Annotated in this window: 29 protein-coding genes and 2 pseudogenes; 2 read left to right on the top strand and 29 right to left on the bottom strand. The window is 26.3% G+C overall.

Features of this window, described 5'->3' with window-relative positions; translation table 11 throughout:
* The first annotated feature begins 575 nt into the window (after positions 1 to 575).
* Both ACTG47_RS20195 and ACTG47_RS20190 read left to right on the top strand, forming a co-directional pair.
* Positions 576 to 1,586, top strand: a complete 1,011-nt coding sequence (locus ACTG47_RS20195) for a hypothetical protein (protein ID WP_479927188.1) — start codon at positions 576 to 578, stop codon at positions 1,584 to 1,586.
* A 6-nt stretch (positions 1,587 to 1,592) separates the two neighbouring features.
* On the top strand, positions 1,593 to 2,150 hold the full coding sequence (locus ACTG47_RS20190) for a hypothetical protein (RefSeq protein ID WP_167640961.1): 558 nt from the start codon (positions 1,593 to 1,595) through the stop codon (positions 2,148 to 2,150).
* 60 nt (positions 2,151 to 2,210) lie between these two features.
* Here the strand turns inward: ACTG47_RS20190 and ACTG47_RS20185 are convergent, their stop codons facing one another.
* The 29 genes and pseudogenes from ACTG47_RS20185 to ACTG47_RS20045 all read right to left on the bottom strand — a co-directional run bounded on the left by ACTG47_RS20185 (position 2,211) and on the right by ACTG47_RS20045 (position 23,407).
* The gene (locus tag ACTG47_RS20185; RefSeq protein WP_479927187.1) at positions 2,211 to 2,930 is read right to left on the bottom strand and encodes a nuclease-related domain-containing protein; all 720 of its coding nucleotides are present in this window, start codon (positions 2,928 to 2,930) and stop codon (positions 2,211 to 2,213) included.
* A 181-nt stretch (positions 2,931 to 3,111) separates the two neighbouring features.
* Complete coding sequence (locus ACTG47_RS20180; protein ID WP_479927186.1) at positions 3,112 to 4,527, bottom strand: cell wall-binding repeat-containing protein; 1,416 nt, start codon at positions 4,525 to 4,527, stop codon at positions 3,112 to 3,114.
* A gap of 95 nt (positions 4,528 to 4,622) precedes the next feature.
* Positions 4,623 to 4,796: a hypothetical protein gene (locus ACTG47_RS20175; RefSeq protein ID WP_167640958.1), complete on the bottom strand. Its 174-nt coding sequence runs from the start codon at positions 4,794 to 4,796 to the stop codon at positions 4,623 to 4,625.
* A 23-nt stretch (positions 4,797 to 4,819) separates the two neighbouring features.
* Complete coding sequence (locus tag ACTG47_RS20170; protein ID WP_479927185.1) at positions 4,820 to 4,960, bottom strand: hypothetical protein; 141 nt, start codon at positions 4,958 to 4,960, stop codon at positions 4,820 to 4,822.
* Positions 4,953 to 5,486 (bottom strand): dUTP diphosphatase, encoded by a 534-nt coding sequence (locus ACTG47_RS20165; protein ID WP_479927184.1) that lies wholly within the window; start codon positions 5,484 to 5,486, stop codon positions 4,953 to 4,955. Before ACTG47_RS20165 ends, ACTG47_RS20170 begins: the two co-directional genes overlap by 8 nt.
* A 15-nt stretch (positions 5,487 to 5,501) precedes the next feature.
* Entirely contained in the window at positions 5,502 to 5,993 is a 492-nt protein-coding gene (locus tag ACTG47_RS20160; protein WP_223153079.1) for a crossover junction endodeoxyribonuclease RuvC, read from the bottom strand.
* A complete protein-coding gene (locus ACTG47_RS20155; protein ID WP_479927183.1) occupies positions 5,984 to 6,565 on the bottom strand; it encodes a guanylate kinase in 582 nt (193 codons plus the stop codon). The genes ACTG47_RS20160 and ACTG47_RS20155 overlap by 10 nt, the downstream gene beginning before the upstream one ends.
* A gap of 2 nt (positions 6,566 to 6,567) precedes the next feature.
* On the bottom strand, positions 6,568 to 6,882 hold the full coding sequence (locus ACTG47_RS20150; protein ID WP_227831963.1) for a hypothetical protein: 315 nt from the start codon (positions 6,880 to 6,882) through the stop codon (positions 6,568 to 6,570).
* Positions 6,883 to 6,915: 33 nt separating this feature from the next.
* Positions 6,916 to 7,398 (bottom strand): PD-(D/E)XK nuclease family protein, encoded by a 483-nt coding sequence (locus ACTG47_RS20145; protein ID WP_479927182.1) that lies wholly within the window; start codon positions 7,396 to 7,398, stop codon positions 6,916 to 6,918.
* A gap of 55 nt (positions 7,399 to 7,453) precedes the next feature.
* Entirely contained in the window at positions 7,454 to 7,744 is a 291-nt protein-coding gene (locus ACTG47_RS20140) for a PD-(D/E)XK nuclease family protein (RefSeq protein WP_479927181.1), read from the bottom strand.
* Entirely contained in the window at positions 7,745 to 8,080 is a 336-nt protein-coding gene (locus ACTG47_RS20135; RefSeq protein ID WP_479927180.1) for a hypothetical protein, read from the bottom strand.
* The gene (locus ACTG47_RS20130) at positions 8,073 to 8,318 is read right to left on the bottom strand and encodes a hypothetical protein (RefSeq protein ID WP_227825321.1); all 246 of its coding nucleotides are present in this window, start codon (positions 8,316 to 8,318) and stop codon (positions 8,073 to 8,075) included. The genes ACTG47_RS20135 and ACTG47_RS20130 overlap by 8 nt, the downstream gene beginning before the upstream one ends.
* A 33-nt stretch (positions 8,319 to 8,351) precedes the next feature.
* The gene (locus ACTG47_RS20125; protein ID WP_479927179.1) at positions 8,352 to 9,413 is read right to left on the bottom strand and encodes a CHC2 zinc finger domain-containing protein; all 1,062 of its coding nucleotides are present in this window, start codon (positions 9,411 to 9,413) and stop codon (positions 8,352 to 8,354) included.
* Positions 9,414 to 9,422: 9 nt separating this feature from the next.
* Positions 9,423 to 10,997 (bottom strand): DnaB-like helicase C-terminal domain-containing protein, encoded by a 1,575-nt coding sequence (locus ACTG47_RS20120; protein ID WP_479927178.1) that lies wholly within the window; start codon positions 10,995 to 10,997, stop codon positions 9,423 to 9,425.
* The gene (locus tag ACTG47_RS20115; RefSeq protein ID WP_479918890.1) at positions 10,997 to 11,530 is read right to left on the bottom strand and encodes a hypothetical protein; all 534 of its coding nucleotides are present in this window, start codon (positions 11,528 to 11,530) and stop codon (positions 10,997 to 10,999) included. Before ACTG47_RS20115 ends, ACTG47_RS20120 begins: the two co-directional genes overlap by 1 nt.
* A gap of 62 nt (positions 11,531 to 11,592) precedes the next feature.
* The gene (locus ACTG47_RS20110; RefSeq protein WP_167641153.1) at positions 11,593 to 12,150 is read right to left on the bottom strand and encodes an ERF family protein; all 558 of its coding nucleotides are present in this window, start codon (positions 12,148 to 12,150) and stop codon (positions 11,593 to 11,595) included.
* 37 nt (positions 12,151 to 12,187) lie between these two features.
* Positions 12,188 to 13,081 (bottom strand): hypothetical protein, encoded by an 894-nt coding sequence (locus ACTG47_RS20105; RefSeq protein WP_479927177.1) that lies wholly within the window; start codon positions 13,079 to 13,081, stop codon positions 12,188 to 12,190.
* Between the two features lie 46 nt (positions 13,082 to 13,127).
* A complete protein-coding gene (locus ACTG47_RS20100) occupies positions 13,128 to 13,796 on the bottom strand; it encodes a hypothetical protein (RefSeq protein ID WP_479927176.1) in 669 nt (222 codons plus the stop codon).
* Positions 13,797 to 13,807: 11 nt separating this feature from the next.
* Positions 13,808 to 14,368, bottom strand: a complete 561-nt coding sequence (locus ACTG47_RS20095; protein WP_479927175.1) for an RlpA-like double-psi beta-barrel domain-containing protein — start codon at positions 14,366 to 14,368, stop codon at positions 13,808 to 13,810.
* Positions 14,369 to 14,487: 119 nt separating this feature from the next.
* Complete coding sequence (locus ACTG47_RS20090) at positions 14,488 to 14,805, bottom strand: hypothetical protein (protein ID WP_021383026.1); 318 nt, start codon at positions 14,803 to 14,805, stop codon at positions 14,488 to 14,490.
* Positions 14,805 to 15,056 carry a hypothetical protein gene (locus ACTG47_RS20085; protein ID WP_479927174.1) on the bottom strand — a complete coding sequence of 84 codons (252 nt, stop codon included), beginning with the start codon at positions 15,054 to 15,056 and terminating at the stop codon, positions 14,805 to 14,807. The genes ACTG47_RS20090 and ACTG47_RS20085 overlap by 1 nt, the downstream gene beginning before the upstream one ends.
* Before the next feature lie 103 nt (positions 15,057 to 15,159).
* On the bottom strand, positions 15,160 to 18,231 hold the full coding sequence (locus tag ACTG47_RS20080) for a PHP domain-containing protein (protein ID WP_479927173.1): 3,072 nt from the start codon (positions 18,229 to 18,231) through the stop codon (positions 15,160 to 15,162).
* Positions 18,232 to 18,287: 56 nt separating this feature from the next.
* Positions 18,288 to 18,419 (bottom strand): hypothetical protein, encoded by a 132-nt coding sequence (locus tag ACTG47_RS20075; protein WP_021383042.1) that lies wholly within the window; start codon positions 18,417 to 18,419, stop codon positions 18,288 to 18,290.
* A 34-nt stretch (positions 18,420 to 18,453) separates the two neighbouring features.
* On the bottom strand, positions 18,454 to 18,951 hold the full coding sequence (nrdG, locus tag ACTG47_RS20070; RefSeq protein ID WP_021383028.1) for an anaerobic ribonucleoside-triphosphate reductase activating protein: 498 nt from the start codon (positions 18,949 to 18,951) through the stop codon (positions 18,454 to 18,456).
* Positions 18,952 to 18,966: 15 nt separating this feature from the next.
* Positions 18,967 to 19,986: pseudogene (gene nrdD, locus ACTG47_RS20065) on the bottom strand (anaerobic ribonucleoside-triphosphate reductase); the annotation flags it as partial.
* Positions 19,987 to 20,127: 141 nt separating this feature from the next.
* On the bottom strand, positions 20,128 to 20,826 hold the full coding sequence (locus ACTG47_RS20060; protein WP_021383031.1) for a hypothetical protein: 699 nt from the start codon (positions 20,824 to 20,826) through the stop codon (positions 20,128 to 20,130).
* A gap of 211 nt (positions 20,827 to 21,037) precedes the next feature.
* A pseudogene (nrdD, locus tag ACTG47_RS20055) lies at positions 21,038 to 22,138 on the bottom strand (anaerobic ribonucleoside-triphosphate reductase); the annotation flags it as partial.
* A gap of 289 nt (positions 22,139 to 22,427) precedes the next feature.
* Positions 22,428 to 22,946: a hypothetical protein gene (locus ACTG47_RS20050; RefSeq protein WP_021383058.1), complete on the bottom strand. Its 519-nt coding sequence runs from the start codon at positions 22,944 to 22,946 to the stop codon at positions 22,428 to 22,430.
* Positions 22,947 to 22,999: 53 nt separating this feature from the next.
* Positions 23,000 to 23,407: a DNA ligase gene (locus ACTG47_RS20045; protein WP_227831938.1), complete on the bottom strand. Its 408-nt coding sequence runs from the start codon at positions 23,405 to 23,407 to the stop codon at positions 23,000 to 23,002.
* Positions 23,408 to 23,549 lie beyond the last annotated feature (142 nt).

Here is a 23,549-nt window from a genome sequence, read left to right as displayed (position 1 = left end):
CTTCTTCCCTCCTATCGAAATTTATATATTTATTATATCATATAGACCTGGCAAAAAATAGTCATTTTAGCTGACTTCTAACTGACTTTTTTAATTATTTTATTTATATAATTATTGAAATTACTTAATTATAAAGAAATAAGACATAGAATGCATCATTCTATGTCTTATACTATTAGTTTGATACTTTTTTTAAATATCAATTGTAAGGGTCTCATTTTTTGAATATGTTAAATTATAAGCACTAATTTTTACAATAGCTTAAAAACGAATATAGAAGCTCAATATTATCAGATTTAAAATATTATATTGATTATTTTAATTTAATAAATATAAATCATTCCATTAATTTATATTTATATATTATTTTTTTTATATGTTTCTTGCTTTAACTTTTTGTGTTATACTACTAGTATAGAATACATTTCTTAAATTATCACTCTTAAATCTATGGCTAGTCCTTTTATATAAATCATATTATCACTATAATATCATTCATAAAATCCTTTTGAATTTTAGTTAGAATTTCAAGAATATTCTAACTTTAGTTAAATATATATTGAGGGGGAAAACAAATGAAAAAAACTAAATCAAAGGTATTAAGTTTAACACTAGCAACTACTTTTCTTGTATCAACAACAGTAAATTCATATGCTGTATCTGCAAAATCTTCAGATATGGATATGAACACTGTTGCAGATGTACTTACTGCATCAGAGGAATACAGTAATGCATTAAAAGATATTGGTATCTCAGTTGGTGAATTAAAAGATTTGACACCTAAAGGAAGTAATTTCATACAAAAATGTAATTCATATTTAGAAAAAAATATGGATGTCCCTAAGACTTATAGTGAAGAGCCCATTAAACATACGACTAATGCAAGTCAATTATCATACGCAATGTCAGCAGCTAGAAAAAATCAAGAAGTAGGAGCACCAAAGTATAATGATGAGGTAGTATATATGTATTTATCTCACTTTGTAGATTTTGAAGGAAGCAATTATGAAGAAGGTTTATGTACATATATAACTAAATATGACAGAGAAGCTTATGACAGATATTTAAGTAGAGGTTCTGCTTTTAGAAGTGCTAATTCTATGCGTTCTGTTATAACAAATTTAATCGCATTAAAAGGTGACTTGCCTTCATTATATACAACACTTGCTAAAGAAAAAGCTTCTGTAGTTAAAACAATGACTGATATAATATCATTTGGTATAGATGTGAAATCTGTAAAATCTATGGTTGAAAATGACATGTTTGTATTTTTCAAAGATGCCTATTCTAAACATGATACACCTGAATCTATAATTGAAGATGTACAAGGTAGTATGAAAATAAAATATAAAGACTACAATGAACAAATAGGATATATGGTGCTTGGATTAGTGTTCTCAGCACTAACATTTACTCCTCCAGTTATGGCAATGTTAGCAGAAGTAAACTTATATAGCATGGTTATTAAAGACATATTTGATAAGGCTAATTATGCTGCACTACAATACTCTAGAAGTGCAAGAAAAGCAGAAAGATTTAACTTATGGATGGAAGAGAATGGAATGTATATGGAGAAAAAAGCATAAATACTTATGTATTGTAAAAACTGTAATTTAGAATTTGATGATACTACAACTATATGTCCTAAATGTAAATCCATCTTAAAACCTAATGAAAATATATCTCAAAGAAATTTAAAAAGTAAAATTAATGAATTTAAATTAAATAAAAAAATTAGACAAGGAAACATATTGTCAACCATAGCTATTTTAACAATAGCAATTCATGTATTTATAGATATTTTTATGCAAATAAAAATTGAAAATTATTATGATACTTCAAACCGTTATTGCCCTTTTGCAATATCAAGTTTGGTACTAGTACTTTCATTAAAAAGAGGAGAAAAAAGACATAGCTTTAAAAAGAACTTACTATTTATAGTTATTATGATATTAATATCTATCTTTGGAACTATTTATTTTTCAGCACCTCTTGTAAATAGAATATTCAATGGAGATTATTTATTTAAAGAATATTGGACTGTTTATGGGGTTGGAAATTTTATAATAATTTTAGAATGTATATTAATTATTTTTGATGATAGTTATTATTTATCATATATTAATAAAAAAGAAAATCCCAACAAATAATAAAATAAGACTTTATTCTAATTAGAGTGAAGTCTTATTTTATTTCAATATATAAATGTATTATTTTCTAGTGTATTTGCATTTTGGAAATTCACTACAGCCCCAAAATTCACCATACTGTCCTTTCCTTTTTGTCAGGTTCCCTTTTTGACATCTTGGACATTTATCTTCCTCAGTAATATTTTTTAAATTTCTAACATGCTCTCCAGTATTTTGATTAATAGCTTTCATACAATCAAAAATTTTATCTCTGATTATTTTTATTTCCTCTCTATTAATAATCATATCTTTATATTTACTTATTGTACTTAATATTTCACTTTCATTTATGACTATAACATTATTGCCATTTATAGTTACATTTTTTAAAGTAGCTTTGTCTGAAAAAACAATTATTGAATATATATTATATTCATCTCCTATTATGTCTTCTATTGCTTTGATATGAGCATAGTTTTGTCTTACTGGATTATAGAATGTATTTTTAGACTTTCCTACAATTTGAGTCCATACTTTATCTTTATCATTTCCACAAATATAGCCACTAAAATTTTTACATTCTATAACAAATATTCCATATACAGAAATTGCAATACTATCAATTTGTGTGGTTTTATTTGAGCCTGGTATAATAATATCTTTAATTATTATGTAATCCTTGTCTAATTTGCTAAGTATAAAATCTAATCTAAGTTCTCCAAATTCACCCTTTACTTGTATCTTAGTATCCTTCACAATATTACTAACTTCCTTTACAGTTTGACTAATTTCTTCTGACATAAATACTTTTTCAAATATTTCCTTAAACATCCTCACCATCTACCTTTCGACATATACTTTAATTATAGCAGCTATATATGCCTTAAGTGATAGTGTTAAACTAATTTATATTGTTTAAAAAGTTACTTAAGCAAATATATAGAAAAAATCAACTACTCTAATAAGCAGTTGATTAATTGGTTTATTCAGTATATGTATATTCTGATATTTCACCTGTATAAATATTTACTAAATATGGTTTATAACCACCTGCATTATGTTCTATACCATTCATATCTACATATGTGTTAAATGGACGTACATATATATACATATCATCTTCCATGTATTGAGCTTCTACATGGTTTGGTAAAAATCCATGCTCTTTCATAAATAAGTCTCTAACTAAATCATCAGCATTTTTGAATGAAATCACTTTTTCCATATGTAAATCTTCATATAAAAGTTTATAATCTGATATGTCATTTTTATTTATACATAAACGGTCAGAATGCTCTTGCCCAGCAGACACATAACTAAAAACATAATAATAATTACTTCCATTTTTATAATTATCATCAACTAAGTATACTCCATCATATGGTATATTGTTTATATCTCCTACTTCATAACAATTATACCAATCTTTAGCTAATTCTTTAGCTTCTTCAAGTCTAGTTTTTTTAATTACTCCAGTATTAGAGTCTCCTATTCCATTAGTGACATTCAAACATTCTTCTAGTAACTCCTCTGTTATGTCTCCAACTGTTGTAATTTTAGTGGCATTTTTTAATATTGATTTATTACTATTATTATCAACTAAAACAACTGGACTCTTTAAAGAAGATGCTAGAAGTGCATTAGTTAAGTTCCTAGAACCAGCTATGTAAAACTCTTTTATACCATTATAAAATTGATTTATTATTTTTTTATTTGTATAAAATCTGTCAGAACCTCCCAATCTTGTTGAGTTTGTATTTTTAACTAATGTATCATCCATTGTAGCTGTACCTCCAATTGCATATGATTTTACTTCATTAGTTGAAAATGGTATACTTTTTCCATCTGTTAATATTATTGCTGCCTTATCTCTTGCGGCTACAGAAGCTATACTTATTGCGTCTGGCTCTCCTTTATATGCATTTGTTAGCATTATAGTATTAACTTTTTGTTTAGAGTTTATTTCTTTTGCAACATTGTAACTAGTTTTTATTCTATCATCTCCATCAATTCTTTTTACATTAAATCCTTTTGACGTTAATGTATTCTCTACAGATTTACTTATTGATTTTATCCCACCTATCAAATAAACTGTTTTTACTTTACTTAATCTCTTCATTGTCTCATTTGGTATGCTATTATTTTCAGATAAAAGCATTGGTGCATTTAATGTTCCTGATAATCCACTAGCACTTAACCCATCTGCTATGGAATCACTTAAATTAACTAGTATCGCAGTATCATAACTTTGCTTATCTGCTATAAGTCCTGCTGTTTCGTATATTGTAGATACTTCAATCTCATCTACTGAATTAAGTGCATAAGATTGTTTTGGAAAACTAACTATTAACATTGTTATAACTAATCCTAGTGATAATAATTTTTTTGGTAACTTCATTGTATATCCCCCTCATTCATTTAAAATAACCTTTACTTAAATAGTAGTACATAAATACAAAAAAGTCACCTAAATTAATAGATGACTTAATCATTTTATGCTACTTTTTCAATATATTTTTCATTAACAACATAAGTTTTAAACTTATGTACTACCATAATATCCTGCATGTTTTCTAGTGTCATTATAACTCTAACACATTTATTCCTAATTTCTTTTGGTAATTCTAAGTCATTTATTAAATTTACATAATCATCATATTTGTACATTTAATATTCCTCCCAAAGTCAGTCTAGCATATATTATAGTACTCTAACTTCACTTTTTCAATAGAAAATCTTAATCCTGTATAGATATTTTCTAAATGATATAAAGTATGACACTTGTCATCATAGTAATAATTATATTTTTCCAATATTATATATTTATTCATATTTCTTTATACCAGTACTTCCAAATCCATCATTTCCTCTTTCAGAAATGTTCAATTCATCTACAACTTTTAAAATAGCTCTTGGTACTTGTTGAAATACACCTTGAGCTAATTTAGTATGTTTAGGAATTAAAATATCAAATTGTTCTTCATTATATGCAATTATTTTAATTTCACCTCTATAGCCTGAATCCACTGTACCAAATCTTATGGTTGGATATACTCTATTATTTTCTCCTTCATTGAAAATAATAATATCTTTTTTTATTTTATTTCCAGTACAAGATACTTTCTCATCTTTTATATATTCTATACCATTTAAACTTATGCCACTTCTTGGTCTAACTTGCATTTCATATCCATATGGAATTTCTAGTGCTATACCTGTAGAAATTGCTACTGCTGATTTAGCATGAACTATGGTATCTTCTATCGTATATAAATCAATACCACTATCACCATTTTTTGCATAAGATGGGACTATTGAATTTTGACTTAATTTTTTTATTTTGATATTTATACTCATCAATTACTTCTCCTTTTATTTAAAATTTATTTTATTTAAATAAGCTATTCCAAGAGCTATAGCATCATATATATCGCTTGTCTTTACCTTACAATTCCTATCAATGTATTCTCCAACATCAATTATATTTTTTCTTATATATGTAGCCACTTCTTCTTTTTTAGCCTTACCATTATTCATAAGATATTTTCTAATAGAAACTGGATACATATATTCAATCTCTATATTATTTAATTTAACAGTTCTCATTATTGCTCCTAAGAGTTTTCTTAAACTAAGAATTGTTTTAGAATTTCTGGAAGTGAATTGGTCTTCAACTAAGACTATTTGAATATTATAAGTTATAATTAACTCTTGAATAGTATTACAGATATAGCACATTCGATCATCTTCAGACTTGAATTTATCCTTTTTGGTTGTTATTTTTCCATATTCTAATACTTTTTTATTTCTATTTATAACTGCCCATCCAGTTGAGGACATGGATACATCTAAGGCTAAAACCATTCGATTCCCTCTTTCATATGTATTTTAACTTGCTCTACTGCATTAATTAGGTTAGTATTGTTTGGTATTGCAATATAATTTTCATTATTTAGAAAGTCTTTAAATTTAAATTTATCATCTTTTAATCTTCTCTCAATTTCCTTAAAATTATCACCTCTACTAATAAGCCTTTTTCTTAATACAATTTCATCTGTATTTATAAAAAATGGTACTAACTTAGTTTTTGTTCCCATAAAATATTTTTCTAGTGACTTATATCCACTTGCATCTACTATAGTCAAAGCATATTTTTTATTCTTTAATTCAGACTTATGTATACCATATAACCAAGTGCTGCCATCATGAACTATATATTTTCTCATTTCAATAAAGTTATTTTTTTCTTCCTTAAAGAAATTATTATCTACAAAATGATATGCTTTATTGGTGATTTCTAAGTAATTACGAGGAGGTCTTGTTGTATGTGATATTAGAATTGGAATATTGAATTGCTTTGAGATTTCACTTACTATACTGTCTTTGCCTGAACCTGAATATCCTAAAAATACAAATATATTTTTTAAGTTTTTCATATTTATAGTTCTACCTTACATTCAAATACATTAGGATTATCAATAATCACTTGATGTAGTCCTTTACTTAATATATCTACTAAATATTCCTCATCTTCACTCTCTATACATCTATCTCTAAATATACAATGAAATAATTCATGTAGAAATGTTGCTTCTTTTACTCTTTCTGATTGCAAATTGGTAGATAACTTAATTGTTTCACTTCCATAATCAGCTAACCCATAACATAACTGATTATTTACTAGAATAGGTTCTTCTGTTTCTTCTATTTTATAAAATAAACCTCCTACTTTTACTTCTTTTGGTATATTCATTGAGTACTCTCCAATCTTATTAAAATTCATATTTTATTGTGATTTAGATTTTCTAAAACCTTTATTTACATTATATTTGCAACCTTTTCCATAATGAGAACATAGGGTTTTACAAAAAAACTGATTACTTTTGTCATCGTTTTTGCACCAAACACTCTCATCGTTGAAATCTAGCTGTTTTATCTGTTTAACTGTATCAGTAACAAAGGCAATTAATTGTTGTTCTAATGCTTTAGTATATTTAATTTTCACTATAGCTCTTTCGTAATTTCTTATATTATCAATCTTATTTCTTTCAATTAATACTCCTTTTTCATTTTTAATGTACTTGCACATATCAAAAGCTACATATTCAATCATTTTATCTGGATATTTTTCTTTAAGATACATTGCGTATAAGATAAGCTGCATTGATTTTTTAGATAAGTCTTTTTTAGAAAATTTACTACTCGATTTGTAATCTATAACATAAACTTTATTACCTATTATATAATATAAGTCTATGTATCCCCTCATTGTAATTCCATTAATATAATACTCAAAGTATTCTTCTATACAGTATTTATCACACTCAATTGGTACAAAATATTCTAGATTCTAAATAATTAATTCTTGAATTTGGTGTAGGAAAGTTGTAATCCATTAGATTTGCATATTCTATAACTTCATTATATTTTTGAATAGCTTCTTGATTTGTCATTTTTCTTTGTTGTAATTCTTCTAGTAATCTATGTAATTCGTTACCATAATAACCATAGCAATTTTCTTCTCGATCTAAATTTTTAATATATGTAAGATAATATTGAAATGGACATGTATAGAATGTATTTAATTTACTAAAACTATATAATTCTCTAGACATCTATTTTACCTTTCTAGTTTCCTTTTCTATCTGACTTTTAATTTCTTTATATAATTCCTCAGATATGCTAGCATTTATATCTATACTTTCTTCTTTTATAGCTTCTTTGAACTTATTTATAAATTTATTAGTTATATCAAATCCTGCCAACATCATAGAAAAGAAAATCCCCACAGAAATTATTATTTTCATTACATTTTCAAATATACAATATGAATTTAAGTAATATTCAACATTGACATTTTTTGCAAAATATACATTACAAATAAAATTAAGAATTAAAAAAAGAGTTAATAAATACAATGCCCTATACTTATTATTAATCATACTATTCATTTTTATCACTTATCCTTCCAATTGACTTTAACTCCCAAGAATATATCATTATTTCAGATGCTTTATATCTCTTACTTGTATCTAATTTAATGAATAGTTCTTCTACATCCTTAATTTTTCCTGTACAACATTTCATTTTTTCATCTTCATCCAACTTATACTCTATTTCTACTAAATCACCTGTATATAATATCTCACCATTTTTTAATAATATTTCTTGCCTAACTTCTTGTATCATATAATCATCTCCTATTAATATAATTTGCTATTTTCATTTACTAATAAAGTTATCTATATCAATCCTACTCTTTAATAATTTTTCAAATATATATTTTCCCAAATCACTAGGACTATCTTTATAATCCAATAGATTATCTTCATCCCAAATTACACTTATTTTCATCACATCCCTAATATCTTGAACCAACTTATATATCTTAGCTCTCCATGCAATATATTCTTCATCTCCTTTAATTTTAAATTGCCTATCAAAAGCTATGATTAATTCTTCAATACCTAAATCTATTAACATCTTTTTTTGCTCTCTACTAAAATTACTTCCACATATAGCTACAGAAGGATTATTTTTATAAATAGTGGCCATTTGCAAGACTGATTTTTCACCTTCAAATACTATTACTTTTTTAGCTTGTTTAATAGCTTGTTTGTTTATATTTATCCCATATAAGTTAAGACTAAGTCTGTGATTATAGCACTTGTTGTCATACCATAATGGAATATATTTACCAAAATTTTTAGCTTGATCTTCATCTAAGTTTCTAACTCTAATACCAATTGGTCTATCTTTGTCATGCCAACAGAAGTGAGGAATTATTATTTGATTTTCATATGGATTATAATGTATTTGATATGTTTTAAGAACTTCAAAAGATATGTTTTCAAGTTCCCATTCTTTAATTGGAGCTTGTTGAAAAGTTTTATATACATATGGCTTTTTAGGAGTAGGAAGTAATTCTATTTGTATATCCTTAATATCATCTATTTTATTTACTTTTTTCTTTACTCTAAATCCTTTTCTTAACATTGGTTGATTTGAAATGTCAAAGAAATCTTTTATTTCATTAATAGCGTCTTTAAATTCATATTTATTTATATGTATCAATAAATCTATTAAGCTACCTATATGGCCACAAGAACTATAGCAATGAAATGTTTTGCTTTCTGTATAATAAAATAATTTATATGAATCACCATTATGGCATAAATGAGTATTAAAGATTAACTGTCTATCATTGCTTTTAGGAGATAAGTCCGAACCTAAATATTCCATAAAACTTATCACCTCTTCATTAGTCAAATCCTTTATTTCCATAGTCATCACCTAGTATGACAATTGTCCTCTATAGACTTTTTCACACCTTCCTATTTCTTCAAATCTACCAGTCTTACCATAAAATCTTAGTAGAATCACATCTCCATCTTGACCTCTTCTTGACTTATTTAAAAATAATAATCTGTATTCTTTTTGTAAATCTTTTATATCAAACTGAATATACTCTCTTTCAGTAGTCTTTTTTAGCTTATTATATTTTAGTCTATATGGCTTTAAAAAGAATTTTTTATTATTTGAATCTAATTCTAAATCATTAACTACTTTTCTCATAAGCATTAATAATCCACACACATTCTTTACCGCTTTAGCTTCTGCTAAATCTGAAGCTGATAAGTAAGAACTTTTATTCTCTTGAGCCGTTACTAATTGCATAGATAGAAGTGTTATTACATTGTATTTATTTCCAAAGTTATCTAGTAATTTAGAGTTTTCTATTAACCTTCCTGTATAATTTGCATCTGATGAATTTTCTGACTTGAATGTATCAACTGCTATTACAGTAAATCCCTCATGTGCTACAAGTTCTTTACTTTTTCTTAATATCTCAGATATCTCAAACTCTTCCATATATATAAATTTTAAACTTTCTTCAAATCCTCTGTCTTTTAAGAACATTTCTATCTTTTCCATAAGCTCTTCTTCAAACTTTGTGAAGTCTCCATTGTCAATTTTATTTCTATCTAAATCATGATAATTAAATATGTTGTATGCTATAAATGACACTAACATACTTTTAAAATATTGAGATTTTTGTTCATTCGCAAATATAACTACTTTTTCACCCTGATATATCATAGCTAATATATAATTAAAGAACAATAATGTAGTTTTCCCTATTCCTGAAAATCCAGATATTATATTTATACCCCCACCTTTACCAAGTCCATTAGTTCTATTTGATAATATTGGTAAACTATATATATACTTAAGTTCTTCATTATCACTTAACCCTATTTCTTTTTCATTATATTCAAAGATGATATTATAAGACGTTCCTGCTTCAGTTTTTTGTTTTAATTTTTCTCTATCATCTTTGGTAAGTAAAAGATTTTCTACCTTCATATTATTTTTTATGGAATTTACACTACATGAAGATATTAGACCCTCATAAAATTCTTCAACTTCTCTACAACTCATAGATTGGAATAATTCAAATGGAATAAATTTTAATTCATTATGATCCATCTCTTTTGTTATATTAAAACCTCTTTTATTTAAAGCGATTAATAGATTGCTTTTAGCCAAATCATCAATATATGCTGATATATTAGTTTCTTTTCCATACTCCATAGCAGATGATAAGCTATTCCAACCACCATACTTTTCATATTCAGATTTGAGTTTATTTGAAGATACAAATTTAGCCACACTCGCTTCATCGAGTTCACTATGAGTTTTAGACATTGTTCTTCCTAATGAGAAAAAGAATTTTACTTTATCTATTATGAAGTCATTTTCACTAATTTTATATTCACTAAAAAGAGTTAATGATTTTAGCATTGTTCCTAAAACTAAAGTTTCTATAATACCTCTATCCTTTGTTATTTTTTCATATGCACTCATTAAGTCACCTCTTTAATTTTTTCAAATAAACTTTTTCTTTTATTAGTAAGTACCTTTTTCGGAGCAATTACTTCATAATATTTTTCACTTTCTTTGTATATCTTTTCATTTTCTCTTTCATCTTTTATTTGCTTATTTCTAATTGTTATATCTCTAATACAACCTTTTAATATAGTAAATACATAGCATAATTTAGGATATTCTTCTTCTATATCTTTTCTGTAGTTAAGCAATTCTATGATTTCATCTTTTTTTTCAAGCATACAGTCATATAATTCTTCTCTTGTATAACCACTTTTTATTATCTCTTGTAACATCTTATTTTTTTGATTACTTATAACTGTATAGCCGATAATATAATCTATACCAAGCTGACATTGTTTCCAGAAATATATGTCCTGCTGCTCTTTTCTATATTCCTGTTCATTACAGTAATATCTATTCTGCTTATTTCCACCAGATGTAATATGTTCTACTTTATAAGCATCTTTTGTATCTAATTTTTTCTTACAAACCTTACACTTACAATTCAAACTTTCCCCTCCTTATGCTATGTATTTATTGCTACCCCATTAAGAGGTAGCATTTTTTTTACTTACACTCTACTTTTCTTAACTGTTGTATTTTCTTCTTCAGATTTGCCTTTTGATTTGTTTGTTAGAGAATTACCATCATCGTCTTCCTCAAATGATAATGCTAGTACTGATTGAACTGCATATCTTCTTAAGTAAGTTTCTAATGCCCCTCTAGCTTGTATATCATTAGTCTTAGCTGGTTTAAATGGTGCAGAATTTGATTCTATGTATTCTCCTGATGAATGTTTAAGTTTAGTTTTTATATAGACTTTATCATTACCTGCATCTTCTGCTGACTGCATTAGTATTAAATCATGTTTTGCTAATAATGGATTTACTACTTTAAGAATTGTATCCAGATTTGCATATTTAGACCTAAAAAATGGATTTGTATTGTCTTTTTGAATTGACTCTATCTCTAAATGGAAAGCTATTAATGCTTTTGTTATTTCAATTTGGCTATCACTTTCTTTTAATCCTTCAATCTTATCTGAATATAAATTTGATATATTCTTTTTTATTTCCTCATTCACTACTTTTTTAATATCATCCATAATTGTAGTTTCTTTATTTTCCATTCAATCTCTCCTTTTAATAGTTTATTTAATTTATAATTTAGAATGGTACATCATCATCACTTATTTCAACTGTCTTACCATTTTTATCAATATCTCTTTGTTTTTCTTTTTCATCTTTTTCTTTTATTTTTTCTCTCATTGCTTCTATATTTTTATCTGTAAATGGATAATTTTTATCACTTAATATTTCATCTTCTTCTTTCAAAGGCTCATCTCCTCCTTCTATTTCTAAAAATGTAAAAGCACTTTTTTTGATTCTTGAACCAAACCCTGCTGATTTACTAGTAATTATAGATTTTACTGTACCTTCAAGAAGACCAACATCTCCCACCTTATATAAACTTTTAAATCCTTCTATCATATCTTTGTTATGTATTCTAAATGTCAGATTGCAACCTTGCTTACCATACTTATTAATTAGACCCTTAATCTCTAAGTACTCACCTAAGTCATCTTTTTTTTCTTCTATATTTTCAATTAATGTATATGCTCTCCAAACTTGACTTGCCTTTATTGGTTTTACTATTTCTCCCTTGTCATCAAGTGGATTACCTTTGTCATCATATTTTTCTCTGTTGCAAAAAGTTCCTGATATCTGGAATCTCTCTTTCTTTTCACCATCTTTATAGTATAAGTTATTATCTAATGAACAAACACATCTAACTATATCTCCTTTTCCATTTTCTGCTCTAGTTTTTATTTCATTAGCGATTGTCTCTATCCCTAAAAACATTTGATTTGGTGAGCCATCTGACTTAAACATTGATGTAAAGTAGTCTACATTCACTGATTCATTTTGTGCCGTTTCAACTTTTAAGGTAAATCTTATTGCTTCTTGACCAGTTCCCTCATTCATTCTAGCTATATTTAATATGTCTAAAACTTCTCCTGATACAAATACTTGATTATAGTTTATTCTTTTTTCTGCCATTTATCCTTCTCCTTTATATTTAAAATTTAATTGCTAACAAAACTTATTACATCATTAATTCTTTATATTTTGGTAATGTTTTAAAAAAATCACATAAGAATCTCCATTCTTCCATTTTATGATTTTCTCTTTGATTTATCATAGATTTGATTTGTAGATAATTTAATGTAACTCTTGCAGTTAACATTAATCCTGATGGACAATTCGATATTATTATTTTCCAAAGATTTTCTTTCGTGGCCTCGATATTTTCCCCGTTCCTAAGTGTCACTTTATCAGATGCGGATAATTTTAATTCATCAAAATTATTGTAATCATAAATTAATTCATTTAAGAACTTTATTGTATTTTTATCAACATATTTATTACACATATTATCAAGGTTAAATTTAATTAATCTATGCATTTTACTTTGACTTGAAACATAATCGTTATGATGGTATCTATCCCATTGTCTCCACATATATTCTGACCATTGTAAATCCACTTGGACAATAATTCCTTTAGAGAAACAATCATGACCTGAACCTTGCTTTGACTTGCCTAATTGATTTGCTCGTTTTAAATCTTTTTCTGAAATGTTTATTTCTTTCATATCTATTACTTGCTGTTCATACATTGGGTATCCACTTGCTATTATACTTTCTTCAATTCCATATACATATACATTTGATACATTAATAATTTCTGGTACTTTTACTCCATTTACTTTCAACTTACCAACCCCTAATCTTCGACTATAATATATCCTTCTTTATAATGCCTTCCCATATTATTTACTCTCTTATAATATTTATAATCATTCTCTCCATCTAATCTTGGTACAAATACATCTATAGCATTAGAGTTACTAAAATATTTATTAGAACCTCTATCTTTAACCATTTTTAAATTTTCATCAACTAATATTTTAGTTTCAAATTTAAGATGATTATTGGCCACAAACCCATATCGTAATTTTTCTCCTGTAGCTGTAATAGCTCCATATTTACTGTTCTCACAATTTAAAGAAGTATAATAACTCACTTCCCATATTATAGGAATTAGTTTTTCTATTTTTATCCCTAATTCTTTTTCTAAATTAATCCTTTTAATTTCTAATTTATATTCAGAACTATTCTTATATTTTTCCCATTCATTTTTATACATTAAATTAATATTCTTTGCTGTGCCTGCCATAAGTTCCTTATTCATGTTATTATTAACAACATCTTCTGTATTGGCAAATACATGTATTGTACTACCAGCTATTAAAGCTCCTGTTATTAGCATGTTCTTACACCTCATAGATACCCCCTAATCATATTAAAATTATCATTTTAATTACTTTTTTATCCAACAATAATATCTTTTCTTTATTTTTACCTTCTCTATTTTATCTGTAGCTATATTGTATAATATACCTTCTAAGTTCTCAATAGTTTTTTTACATTTTTAGAATTTATATATTTCTCTTTTAACCCTTTATTATTTCTTATATTCATAATATCATTTATATACTGTATATCATTAGATATTCTCATCAAACTCGTAAGAAAATAAACAGAATAGCTTCTAGGAATTCTTCTCCTAATAACTAAATCTATAGCTGTTTTAGCAGCATTATAACTTTTTAAATGAGTATGACCTTCTTCAAATTTTTTATTTGTATTGTAGACAATATATCCAGTTTTAGATTTGATAATAATATATTCTTTTTTCTCATATATTTTATTTGTATCCATTATAAATCCTCGATTTTATGCCATATCATTTCTAACTTTCCATGTTTTCTATTTAATCTTCTTCTAATTTCATATGCAGATTTAATTTCTTCTTTTACATTTTGCCACTTCTCTAAAACTTCTTCATACTCCTTATTCTCTTTTTGCAAAAAGAGTATTTCTTCATTTAATTCATCAATTTTCATACTTAATTCTCTATTTTTTTCTAATAAATCATAGTGTCTTTGTTCATCTATAATTATTGAAATCACTACCTTTCGCCTGCCTCTTATATGCCATTTTGAGATTGTAATGTACAAAATATAAACAGTATTTTATACAAAGCCTTAGGAAGCCATATACGAGGTCATATTTTTAATTTTCTATATTCCAATATTCTTGAATCCACCATTCTGTCTCTGTATGACTTTTAATCCATTTTCCATTTACTTTTTTACTTTTAGCTTTTTCTTTAGTTGATTTTAAATATATTAAATCATAAATGCCAATTTTATTATCCTCGAAAATAGCTTTATTTACTTTGAAAATTTTTGTATTACCTGAATTTATATTATACAATGTGACTTTAGGAGAGTATTTAGTATCTATATCTATTACTAAACAATATCTTGGATTTGAATTACTATCTTTTATGTCACACGAACCCACAAATTCAAAATAAGCTTGTATTTTTTCATTGATTGGTATATCAGTATTTTCAATTTGACTTTCGAGATATGAACATAATTTTTTTGTATCAACTTCTTTAAATATTTTTTCTGTTTCTTTATTAGAATATTTCCTCATAATTTCCATTTTGCATGGTAAACTATCTTTTTTAAATTGTTTTTTACTATATATTGAGTTATAGATATCATAAGTTTCTAAAAGTTTGTTGGACTTTCCAAATTCCTCAAAGAAATCTAATTTAATTAGTATAGATAATTGTTTAGAGTTTATATGTCCTTGTAAGTCATTCAATAGCTCTAAAAATGAATCATATTTATTATCTTTAAGAGAATATAGATATTCTCCTATATCAGAATTTAAAAATTTAATGGATTCAATTCCCTTGTAAATACTATTTTTATCTCTATTAAAGAAGTATTCAGATTTTGAGAATCTAAATTTAGGATTTTCTAACTTAATACCAAAATACTTTATTTCATCTGTTAATTTTCTTGTTCTTTCTGTATCTTCATTATATAAGTTGAATGCTACAGTATAATATTCTAATGGATAATGTGACTTAAGGTATGCACAATATAAGCTGTCATATGCGTATGAAAGACTATGTGAAGCATTAAAGGAATACGAGGCGGCATCATTTACAACTTGCCATGTGTCCTCGAAATTATTTTCAGTTCTGACTTTTTTAATCCAGTTATTTTTTAGTTTAGTATGCAATTCTTTTAACTCTTTTTCTTTAAATTTCTTTTTTGCTATTTTCTTTATAATATCATAGCTCTCAGATTCCTCTATCCCTAGCCATATTAGATACTTCATTATAGACTCTTGATACATAAGGTAATGGTAACTATCCTCTAATAATATATCTAGTTCTTTAACATTAGTTGTATATGGCTTTCTTTTAATGAAATTGTCTAATAAAGATGTGAAACCTGGTCTAATACTCGCTACAAACGCACTCGTTTCAGCCACACTTGATATTTTGTATTTAGATGCTAGGTTTGTCGCATAGTCTGAGTCTACTTGATTTATAGTACAAGTTAATTTATTCTTGTATATCTCATAGGTTTTACTATTTAATAAACTATTCAGTTCTTCAATTGTAGGAATATTAATATTTGCTAATTCACAAGTTTTTCTAATTAGTGACCATACTTTCACTGTTAAATAATCATTTTTTAAATACTTATACTTATCACAATAATATCCATCTATATTACAACATATCCCATCCTTAGTTTTTAATAGTCCTACTTCTTCATCTATTGGTTTATCATATATAAGCATAGAGCAGGGTGAGAAGGAAATGCTTTCTACAACTCCTACAAATACCTTTGATTCCTTTATTATATCTCTCCAAGAATCATCATTTATATATTTATCTAGGTTTTTAGCCACTTCATCATACTCTGATAATTTCATATCATTTGCTTTACACCATAATCTAAATGCTGATGCATCTTGTAATGGCTTATAACTTATCATCCAAGCACAATTTTCTTCTCCCAGCAAGTCTCTAGTTGCTTGTATAAATGGTTCTGCATCTTCAGCATTTAAATCTATATCTGGTAAAGATTTTGCTGATAGTATTCTTTCAACACTCATAAATCTAGTAGGGAATAATGGTACTGGAGCATTTAATCTATCTATTTCAGTAAGCCCTAAAAGGTTAGTTATTATAAATGAAGGTGCTGAACCTCTCCCCGTTTTAGTAAGAAGACCATTATATTCTTGTTTGGCTCTTTGAACTATTTTATAATCTATAATAAAATAATCCTCCATATGAGTTTTCTCTATAATATCAAATTCAGATCTTATAGCATCTAAGTATTCATTCCATCTATTTTTAGATATATTTTTTCTTTTCTCTAACCATTCTTTGTTTAAAATTTTTTTTAGTTCTTTATTTGGATTTTTAGATATTGATGGCAACTTTATATCTTCATTTATTAATGTGATTTCTTCGCATCCATCAAATATTAGAGTATTTTTTAATGCTATTTCAACTTCTTGCCTTGTTAATACATTTTGTTTTTCATATCTTTTAAATATATCATCTGAATTTGGATAATCTAAAATAAATCCATCTTCTTCAGGATAATTTATACCTTTAGCTTTAAGAAATTTAGTTCTATATTTTGATTCTTCTGGATAAATATAATGGCTATCATTGGCATGTATTATATCTATATTATATTTGTTACTTAACTCTAAAACATCTTTGTTATGTAAAGCTTGAGTTTTATGAGGGTGGGATTGCACTTCAAGAAAGAAATTACCTTTGAAATGACTCTTTAGTTTTATTATTAGTTCTTCTCTATTTTCAAGTTTTAATACTCCAGCTACACATGCAGTAGTAATAACCACATCCTCTGGTTTAAATATCTCAAATAGTATCTTTTCATCTATTCTAGGTTTATAGTAATACCCATTTGTATTAGCTAAACTTAAAGCTTTATTTATTTGCTTATAGCCATTATTATTTTTAGCAATTATTATTAGATGATAATTTCCTCTATCTTTCTCATTTATATTATTTACATAGTAAAATTCTGCTCCAACAATCATTTTTAAATTGCTTTTATCACATAAAGTTTTTGCTTCATGTACATTTCCTTGATATCCATGTTCTGTTGTAAAATATGTAGTATGGCCAAGCTCTATTGCCCTATCTATATATTGTTGTGGTTTGGTAATTACATCTAAGGTTCTAATATTTGAGTATATTTTATGGCTATGATAATTATTATATCTCAATTAATCACCTCTACCTCAAAGTCTCTTTTAACAAATTCTATCTCCAGTTAAATATTTTAATGTTTTTTATTCTTTTTCCATTCACTAAATCTTCTATTCATTTTGAAATTTTCAAATTCATAATCTAAAAATTTCTTTTTTTTGAATTGCTCCTTTAGAAATTTATTTGTGAATTCTTTTTTAGTCAAATCAATCACCTCCAAAGAGGGAAAGATATCCCTCTTATTTATATAATACTATCTGATTTTCTTTTAATGATTTTTGAACCTCTATAACTCTTTGATTTGATGAGCCTCTATATTTTAATGAAATGTCTCTTTTTGAAATGTCAAATTTACCATCTATTAAAACATCAATATAATCTAAAAATATTTTTCTTGATAGATCTCTTAATATTTCTTCAAACAAGTAACCTGACCAAAGCCAGATATTTTTATTCGTCTCTATTTTAACTCTTTTTAAAAAATCAATTAAATCATTATCCTTTATTTGTTGCAATGGTTCTCCACCTAATATATTTAAACCTACTATATTATCATTTTTTAGATATAAAATAATCTTATCTTCCACTTTATTAGACCATACATCTCCGTAATTAAAATCTTGTAAATCTTTATTAAAACATCCCTTACAATTATGGGTACATCCAGATACAAAGAGTGTTGTTCTTACTCCTGGTGCATTTGATACATCAAACTTTCTTATTTCAGCATATTTCATATTCATAACCCTTTCTTATAAATGAAGTACTCTGTCTCCTATTTCTTGAGTACGACCTTTATTCCAAAAGTTAGTTCCTATATAACCACAAGTCCTTCTCATAACCTGCATTTCAGTCTCATCTCTATTTCCACATGATGGACAATACCAAGTTAAATTTTCATCTAGTTTTATTTCTCCAGTGTATCCACACTTATAACATATGTCTGGCTTTGTATTTATCTCTGCATATTGAATATTATGATATATGTAATTTATGATTTGTTCAACTGCTTCAAGATTTCTGCTCATATCAGGAACTTCCACATATGAAATACATCCCCCTGAACTTATACTATGAAACTGAGATTCAAATTTTAATTTACTAAAAGCATCTATTTCTTCACAAACATGAACATGATAACTATTTGTATAATATAATTTATCTGTTACATTTTTTATCTCACCAAACTTTTGTTTATCTATCCTGCAAAATCTATATACTAAATTTTCTGCGGGAGACCCATATAAACCAAATCCTAATTTAGTTTCCTCTTTCCATTCCTCACATTTATTTTTCATGTATTTCATAACATCTAATGCAAATTTTTCTCCTTCTTCTTCTGTATGACTTATACATAGCATAGCTTGAACCATTTCATATATTCCTACATATCCAAGGCTTAAAGTTGAGTATCCATTTTCTAAAAGTCTATCTATCTTCTCTCCTTTTTCAAGTCTAGCTATAGCTCCGTGTTGCCAATGTATAGGTGATACATCTGAGAGTGTTCCTTTTAGCATGTTATGTCTAGTTAAAAGAGCTTCTTTGCACAATTCTAATCTTTGGTCTAATATCTTCCAAAATAAATCCATATTCTTATCAGCTACTATTGCAATTTGAGGTAAATTTAAAGATATTACACCTTGATTGAATCTTCCATACCATTTATAATTTTCATTTTTATCTTTATATGTGCTAAGATGACTTCTACAACCCATAGGTGGGAATGTATTTCCTTCATAATTAGTACGCATAATTTTAGCTGATTGATAATCCAAGTAATCCTATATTTCTATAGGCTCTGACTATATTATATTCTTATATTCTATTAACAAATATAAGAACCCTCGCACTTCCAGTCGGGATTTCCACCCATTTACCTGTACTCTACTTGCTTCTCCCCATAGATATTTCTTCTATGTTCTGCTTTCGATAGTCGATTGAGTTTTTATTGTATAAAATATCTTCCATGTATTTAAGTAAAGTCTATTTTCTTGAACTGATTGATATAATGAAGTTGATTTTCCTTCAAAATATTCGTTAGCTAATTGTACTAAAGAGTCACACTCTATTATTGTTTTATCAAATATATTAACAGCCATAACTGGATATATGTCATCTTTGTTTTTAGCATTTATATTCATAGGAACAAATCTAACATTCCCTATCTCATACCCTTTAGAATTATCTATCCTATCTATGCTAAGATTATTTTCTCCATATATTTTATATGATTGTTTATACTCTTCAAAGCAAAATCTAGCATATTCTGTATAGTCTTTAAATTTAAATTTACCATTATATCTTTCATAATCTTTTGAGTTTGGATTGCAGCATCTTTCTTTTGCATATCTATAAAAACTTCTAAACTGTCTAAGATTTTTATCCCCTATTTCTTCTCTTATAATATCATTATAATATTTAGAACAAGCCTCAGTATGTAATGTTTTACCTTCATTTAGCTGTCTTCTTATAGAATTCAATATATTAGTTTTTATAGCCCCACATTCACAACATTTATAAGTACATTCATATTCATCTATACTTATTATTTCAATTCCATACTCTTGATATTTTTCTTTTAAATCTTTATACATGGTCTTATTTTTTCTCACTTTAATATCCTCCAAACTATATTTTAGAAGATATATTACACAATAACTTACCACAGGATTAGCATATCTAATTTTAGACTTAGCTTTCCCTGTTAGCACAATCATTCGTCATCATTTACTATGACTACTATACGTTGATTGCACACCCTATGTTTATAGGTTCACGAGGTTATTCGAAATACATTTCTGTATTAAGTCCCAATTATCTCTTAGGAACTAACCTTTTGGTTGTGCATTCAGCAGCTAATTTTGTGATGTAGTCATATTTGCCACCTTCTAAACAATTATCCTCATCAAGAAGATAAACTAGTTTAGGAAAAGCCTCTCCTATTTCTTGTCCTTTGTAATTTTTCATTCCTTCTAATCTTTGTTTTATCATTTCCTCACAAATAAGAGCCATCTCTTCTTCGTATTCATTTCCACTTTCTACTTCAAGATAAATTGTTGCAAATGGTGCTTGGCCATTCGTTGTCATCAAAGTTGAAAGCTGATATCTAATCGTTTGAACTCCTGCTTTTAAATCATCTAATTTTCTATCATCAGCCAATTCTTTAGCTAAATTTTCGTCTTTATATTTATCTAAATATTTCTTATAGTATTTATCATATGTTTTTCTTAGATAGGGTGCTAAATGCTTTACTGTGATACTCTGCCCACCATATTGATTACTAGCAACTTGAGCCATTATTTGAGTAGTTACAGTACAAGCAGTACTAAATGACTTTGGAGATTCTACTAATTTTTCATTTATTACTGTTCCATTATCTAACATATCTTGAATATTTATTAAGCAACAATTAAATATTGATTGTAATGTATAATCCATGTCATGCCAGTGTATAACTCCTTCATCATGAGCTTGAACTATATGAGGTGGTATCAATTTTCTTCTAGTTATATCTTTAGAAACCTCTCCAGCAATTAAATCTCTTTGAGTTGATGCGATTATTGAATTTTTATTTGAATTTTCTCTTAAAATATCCTCATTCGTCTTGCTTATTAAACCTAATATGCTTTCATCTGTTGTATTAATCTGTTTTTTGAACGATTGAACAGCTCTATAACCTTCATATGCTTTAGCTGTATCTTTTTGACCATAATGTATAAGTCTATCATATACAAAATCTTCTATTTGATGAATCGTAGGAATATTTTTCTTATTATTAAATTCAAATTCAGCATCATTTGCTATTAATTTTGAGATATCCTCTATGTAAATTCCACTTCCATTTTTCATTGCCTTTTCTATCGCAATCTGTATCTTTGTATTATCAAAAGGTACCTTGCTCCCATCCCTTTTAATTATTTCCATTAAATCACTCTCTTTCTAATATTTATTTTCAACCTTTAAATAATACCCTTTTTACATACATGTTATCAATAATATTCTGTTTCCATAAGTGGTAAATATTTGACTATATAAAAATTATATTATACTGGTAAGATTCTTTGAGTTGAAATTTGATATGTACTTGATTCTTTTCCTGTTGTAAACAATATAATTGCTAAAATAATACATAATGCTAAATAAATCACTTTTTTTATTATTTAATCCCCCTTACTTAAAAATTAATTTATAATATATCAATATACTGAACCATCTAAAAATTTATATCACTTTCCTTCAATATGTATTTATTAATTATTTTTATTATTGTAATCAGACCTTTATTAGTTATATCAATCTTAGTTGATATTGAGTTTTTATATGAAAAAATATGAAGTAAATGTTTATTTTCACTTTTATATATTGATATTTCTGTGTCATCTACATATTTTGTAAATTTATTTTTATTATAATTAAATCTACATATCCTTAAATAATCATCTATTTCTTTACTGATCATAAGTTCAGATTGTTTTATACACATATCTTTAAACTCATTTTTTACTCTGTCATTTTCTTTTTTTACAATTTCTTTATATCTATTTAAATCAATTTTTTGAAAAGCTATGTCTTTTATATAGTCTTCACATTTATCTATAAACCTCTTAAATATAGCTATTTTCATTGTTCCATTCACAAATGCAACTACTTCATTTCCTTCTTCTAGTTTTTTAATTTCTGTTCTAAAAATCATTTCCTCTTCATCTACACTAGCTACTATTATCATACTCATATATACACTCTCCCTTCCATTGCAAAATCTACTTTATTTTTTAATTAACATTTTTAATGTTCCTTTATTAAACCTGGCATAATTTTATTTACAGTTTTACAAGAAATCCCTAATTTAATTGTTTTTGTAGCTATACCAATTATAAATTCTTCAAGTTCTTTATTTTTTTCTAAAAATAATTGTATTGTTTTTATATCAACATCTCTTCCAGAATTATTTTCAGATAGATAATCAATCATATCATATATGCTATATATTTTTTTACACTCAATATTCCCTATTTTTTTAGATAGTTTCTTTTTAGATAACCCAGTTAAAATACCTGCATCTAAAAGAAATTGTAAACAGGTTACAAACATACCATTATTTTTATTTTTTTCTAATATATTTATTTTTTCTTTTCTGCTTGATGTACTTTTTAGTTTTTTGAAGATGTTTTTTACAAATAATGTTTCTTGCATTTTTTCCTCCTTAAATCTACTGGGTATATTATTCGTCATATCATCTATTTTATTTACTTTTTTATTACTTGAAATTTTTATTTGTACATTTCTCCACATTTTTTACATTGATAAATAAATCCTATTTTCGTACTTAATTTAA

This window comes from Clostridioides sp. LIBA-6622 (assembly GCF_056716095.1).
This window is presented reverse-complemented; position numbering and strand designations above follow the sequence as displayed.

Coding starts and splice junctions, on each gene's coding strand:
- ACTG47_RS20195 (WP_479927188.1), top strand. CDS start 576: ATGAAAAAAACTAAATCAAAGGTATTAAGTTTAACACTAGCAACTACT.
- ACTG47_RS20190 (WP_167640961.1), top strand. CDS start 1,593: ATGTATTGTAAAAACTGTAATTTAGAATTTGATGATACTACAACTATA.
- ACTG47_RS20185 (WP_479927187.1), bottom strand. CDS start 2,930: ATGTCAGAAGAAATTAGTCAAACTGTAAAGGAAGTTAGTAATATTGTG.
- ACTG47_RS20180 (WP_479927186.1), bottom strand. CDS start 4,527: ATGAAGTTACCAAAAAAATTATTATCACTAGGATTAGTTATAACAATG.
- ACTG47_RS20175 (WP_167640958.1), bottom strand. CDS start 4,796: ATGTACAAATATGATGATTATGTAAATTTAATAAATGACTTAGAATTA.
- ACTG47_RS20170 (WP_479927185.1), bottom strand. CDS start 4,960: ATGAATAAATATATAATATTGGAAAAATATAATTATTACTATGATGAC.
- ACTG47_RS20165 (WP_479927184.1), bottom strand. CDS start 5,486: ATGAGTATAAATATCAAAATAAAAAAATTAAGTCAAAATTCAATAGTC.
- ACTG47_RS20160 (WP_223153079.1), bottom strand. CDS start 5,993: ATGGTTTTAGCCTTAGATGTATCCATGTCCTCAACTGGATGGGCAGTT.
- ACTG47_RS20155 (WP_479927183.1), bottom strand. CDS start 6,565: ATGAAAAACTTAAAAAATATATTTGTATTTTTAGGATATTCAGGTTCA.
- ACTG47_RS20150 (WP_227831963.1), bottom strand. CDS start 6,882: ATGAATATACCAAAAGAAGTAAAAGTAGGAGGTTTATTTTATAAAATA.
- ACTG47_RS20145 (WP_479927182.1), bottom strand. CDS start 7,398: ATGAGGGGATACATAGACTTATATTATATAATAGGTAATAAAGTTTAT.
- ACTG47_RS20140 (WP_479927181.1), bottom strand. CDS start 7,744: ATGTCTAGAGAATTATATAGTTTTAGTAAATTAAATACATTCTATACA.
- ACTG47_RS20135 (WP_479927180.1), bottom strand. CDS start 8,080: ATGAATAGTATGATTAATAATAAGTATAGGGCATTGTATTTATTAACT.
- ACTG47_RS20130 (WP_227825321.1), bottom strand. CDS start 8,318: ATGATACAAGAAGTTAGGCAAGAAATATTATTAAAAAATGGTGAGATA.
- ACTG47_RS20125 (WP_479927179.1), bottom strand. CDS start 9,413: ATGGAAATAAAGGATTTGACTAATGAAGAGGTGATAAGTTTTATGGAA.
- ACTG47_RS20120 (WP_479927178.1), bottom strand. CDS start 10,997: ATGAGTGCATATGAAAAAATAACAAAGGATAGAGGTATTATAGAAACT.
- ACTG47_RS20110 (WP_167641153.1), bottom strand. CDS start 12,150: ATGGAAAATAAAGAAACTACAATTATGGATGATATTAAAAAAGTAGTG.
- ACTG47_RS20105 (WP_479927177.1), bottom strand. CDS start 13,081: ATGGCAGAAAAAAGAATAAACTATAATCAAGTATTTGTATCAGGAGAA.
- ACTG47_RS20095 (WP_479927175.1), bottom strand. CDS start 14,368: ATGAGGTGTAAGAACATGCTAATAACAGGAGCTTTAATAGCTGGTAGT.
- ACTG47_RS20090 (WP_021383026.1), bottom strand. CDS start 14,805: ATGGATACAAATAAAATATATGAGAAAAAAGAATATATTATTATCAAA.
- nrdG (WP_021383028.1), bottom strand. CDS start 18,951: ATGAAATATGCTGAAATAAGAAAGTTTGATGTATCAAATGCACCAGGA.
- ACTG47_RS20050 (WP_021383058.1), bottom strand. CDS start 22,946: ATGAGTATGATAATAGTAGCTAGTGTAGATGAAGAGGAAATGATTTTT.
- ACTG47_RS20045 (WP_227831938.1), bottom strand. CDS start 23,407: ATGCAAGAAACATTATTTGTAAAAAACATCTTCAAAAAACTAAAAAGT.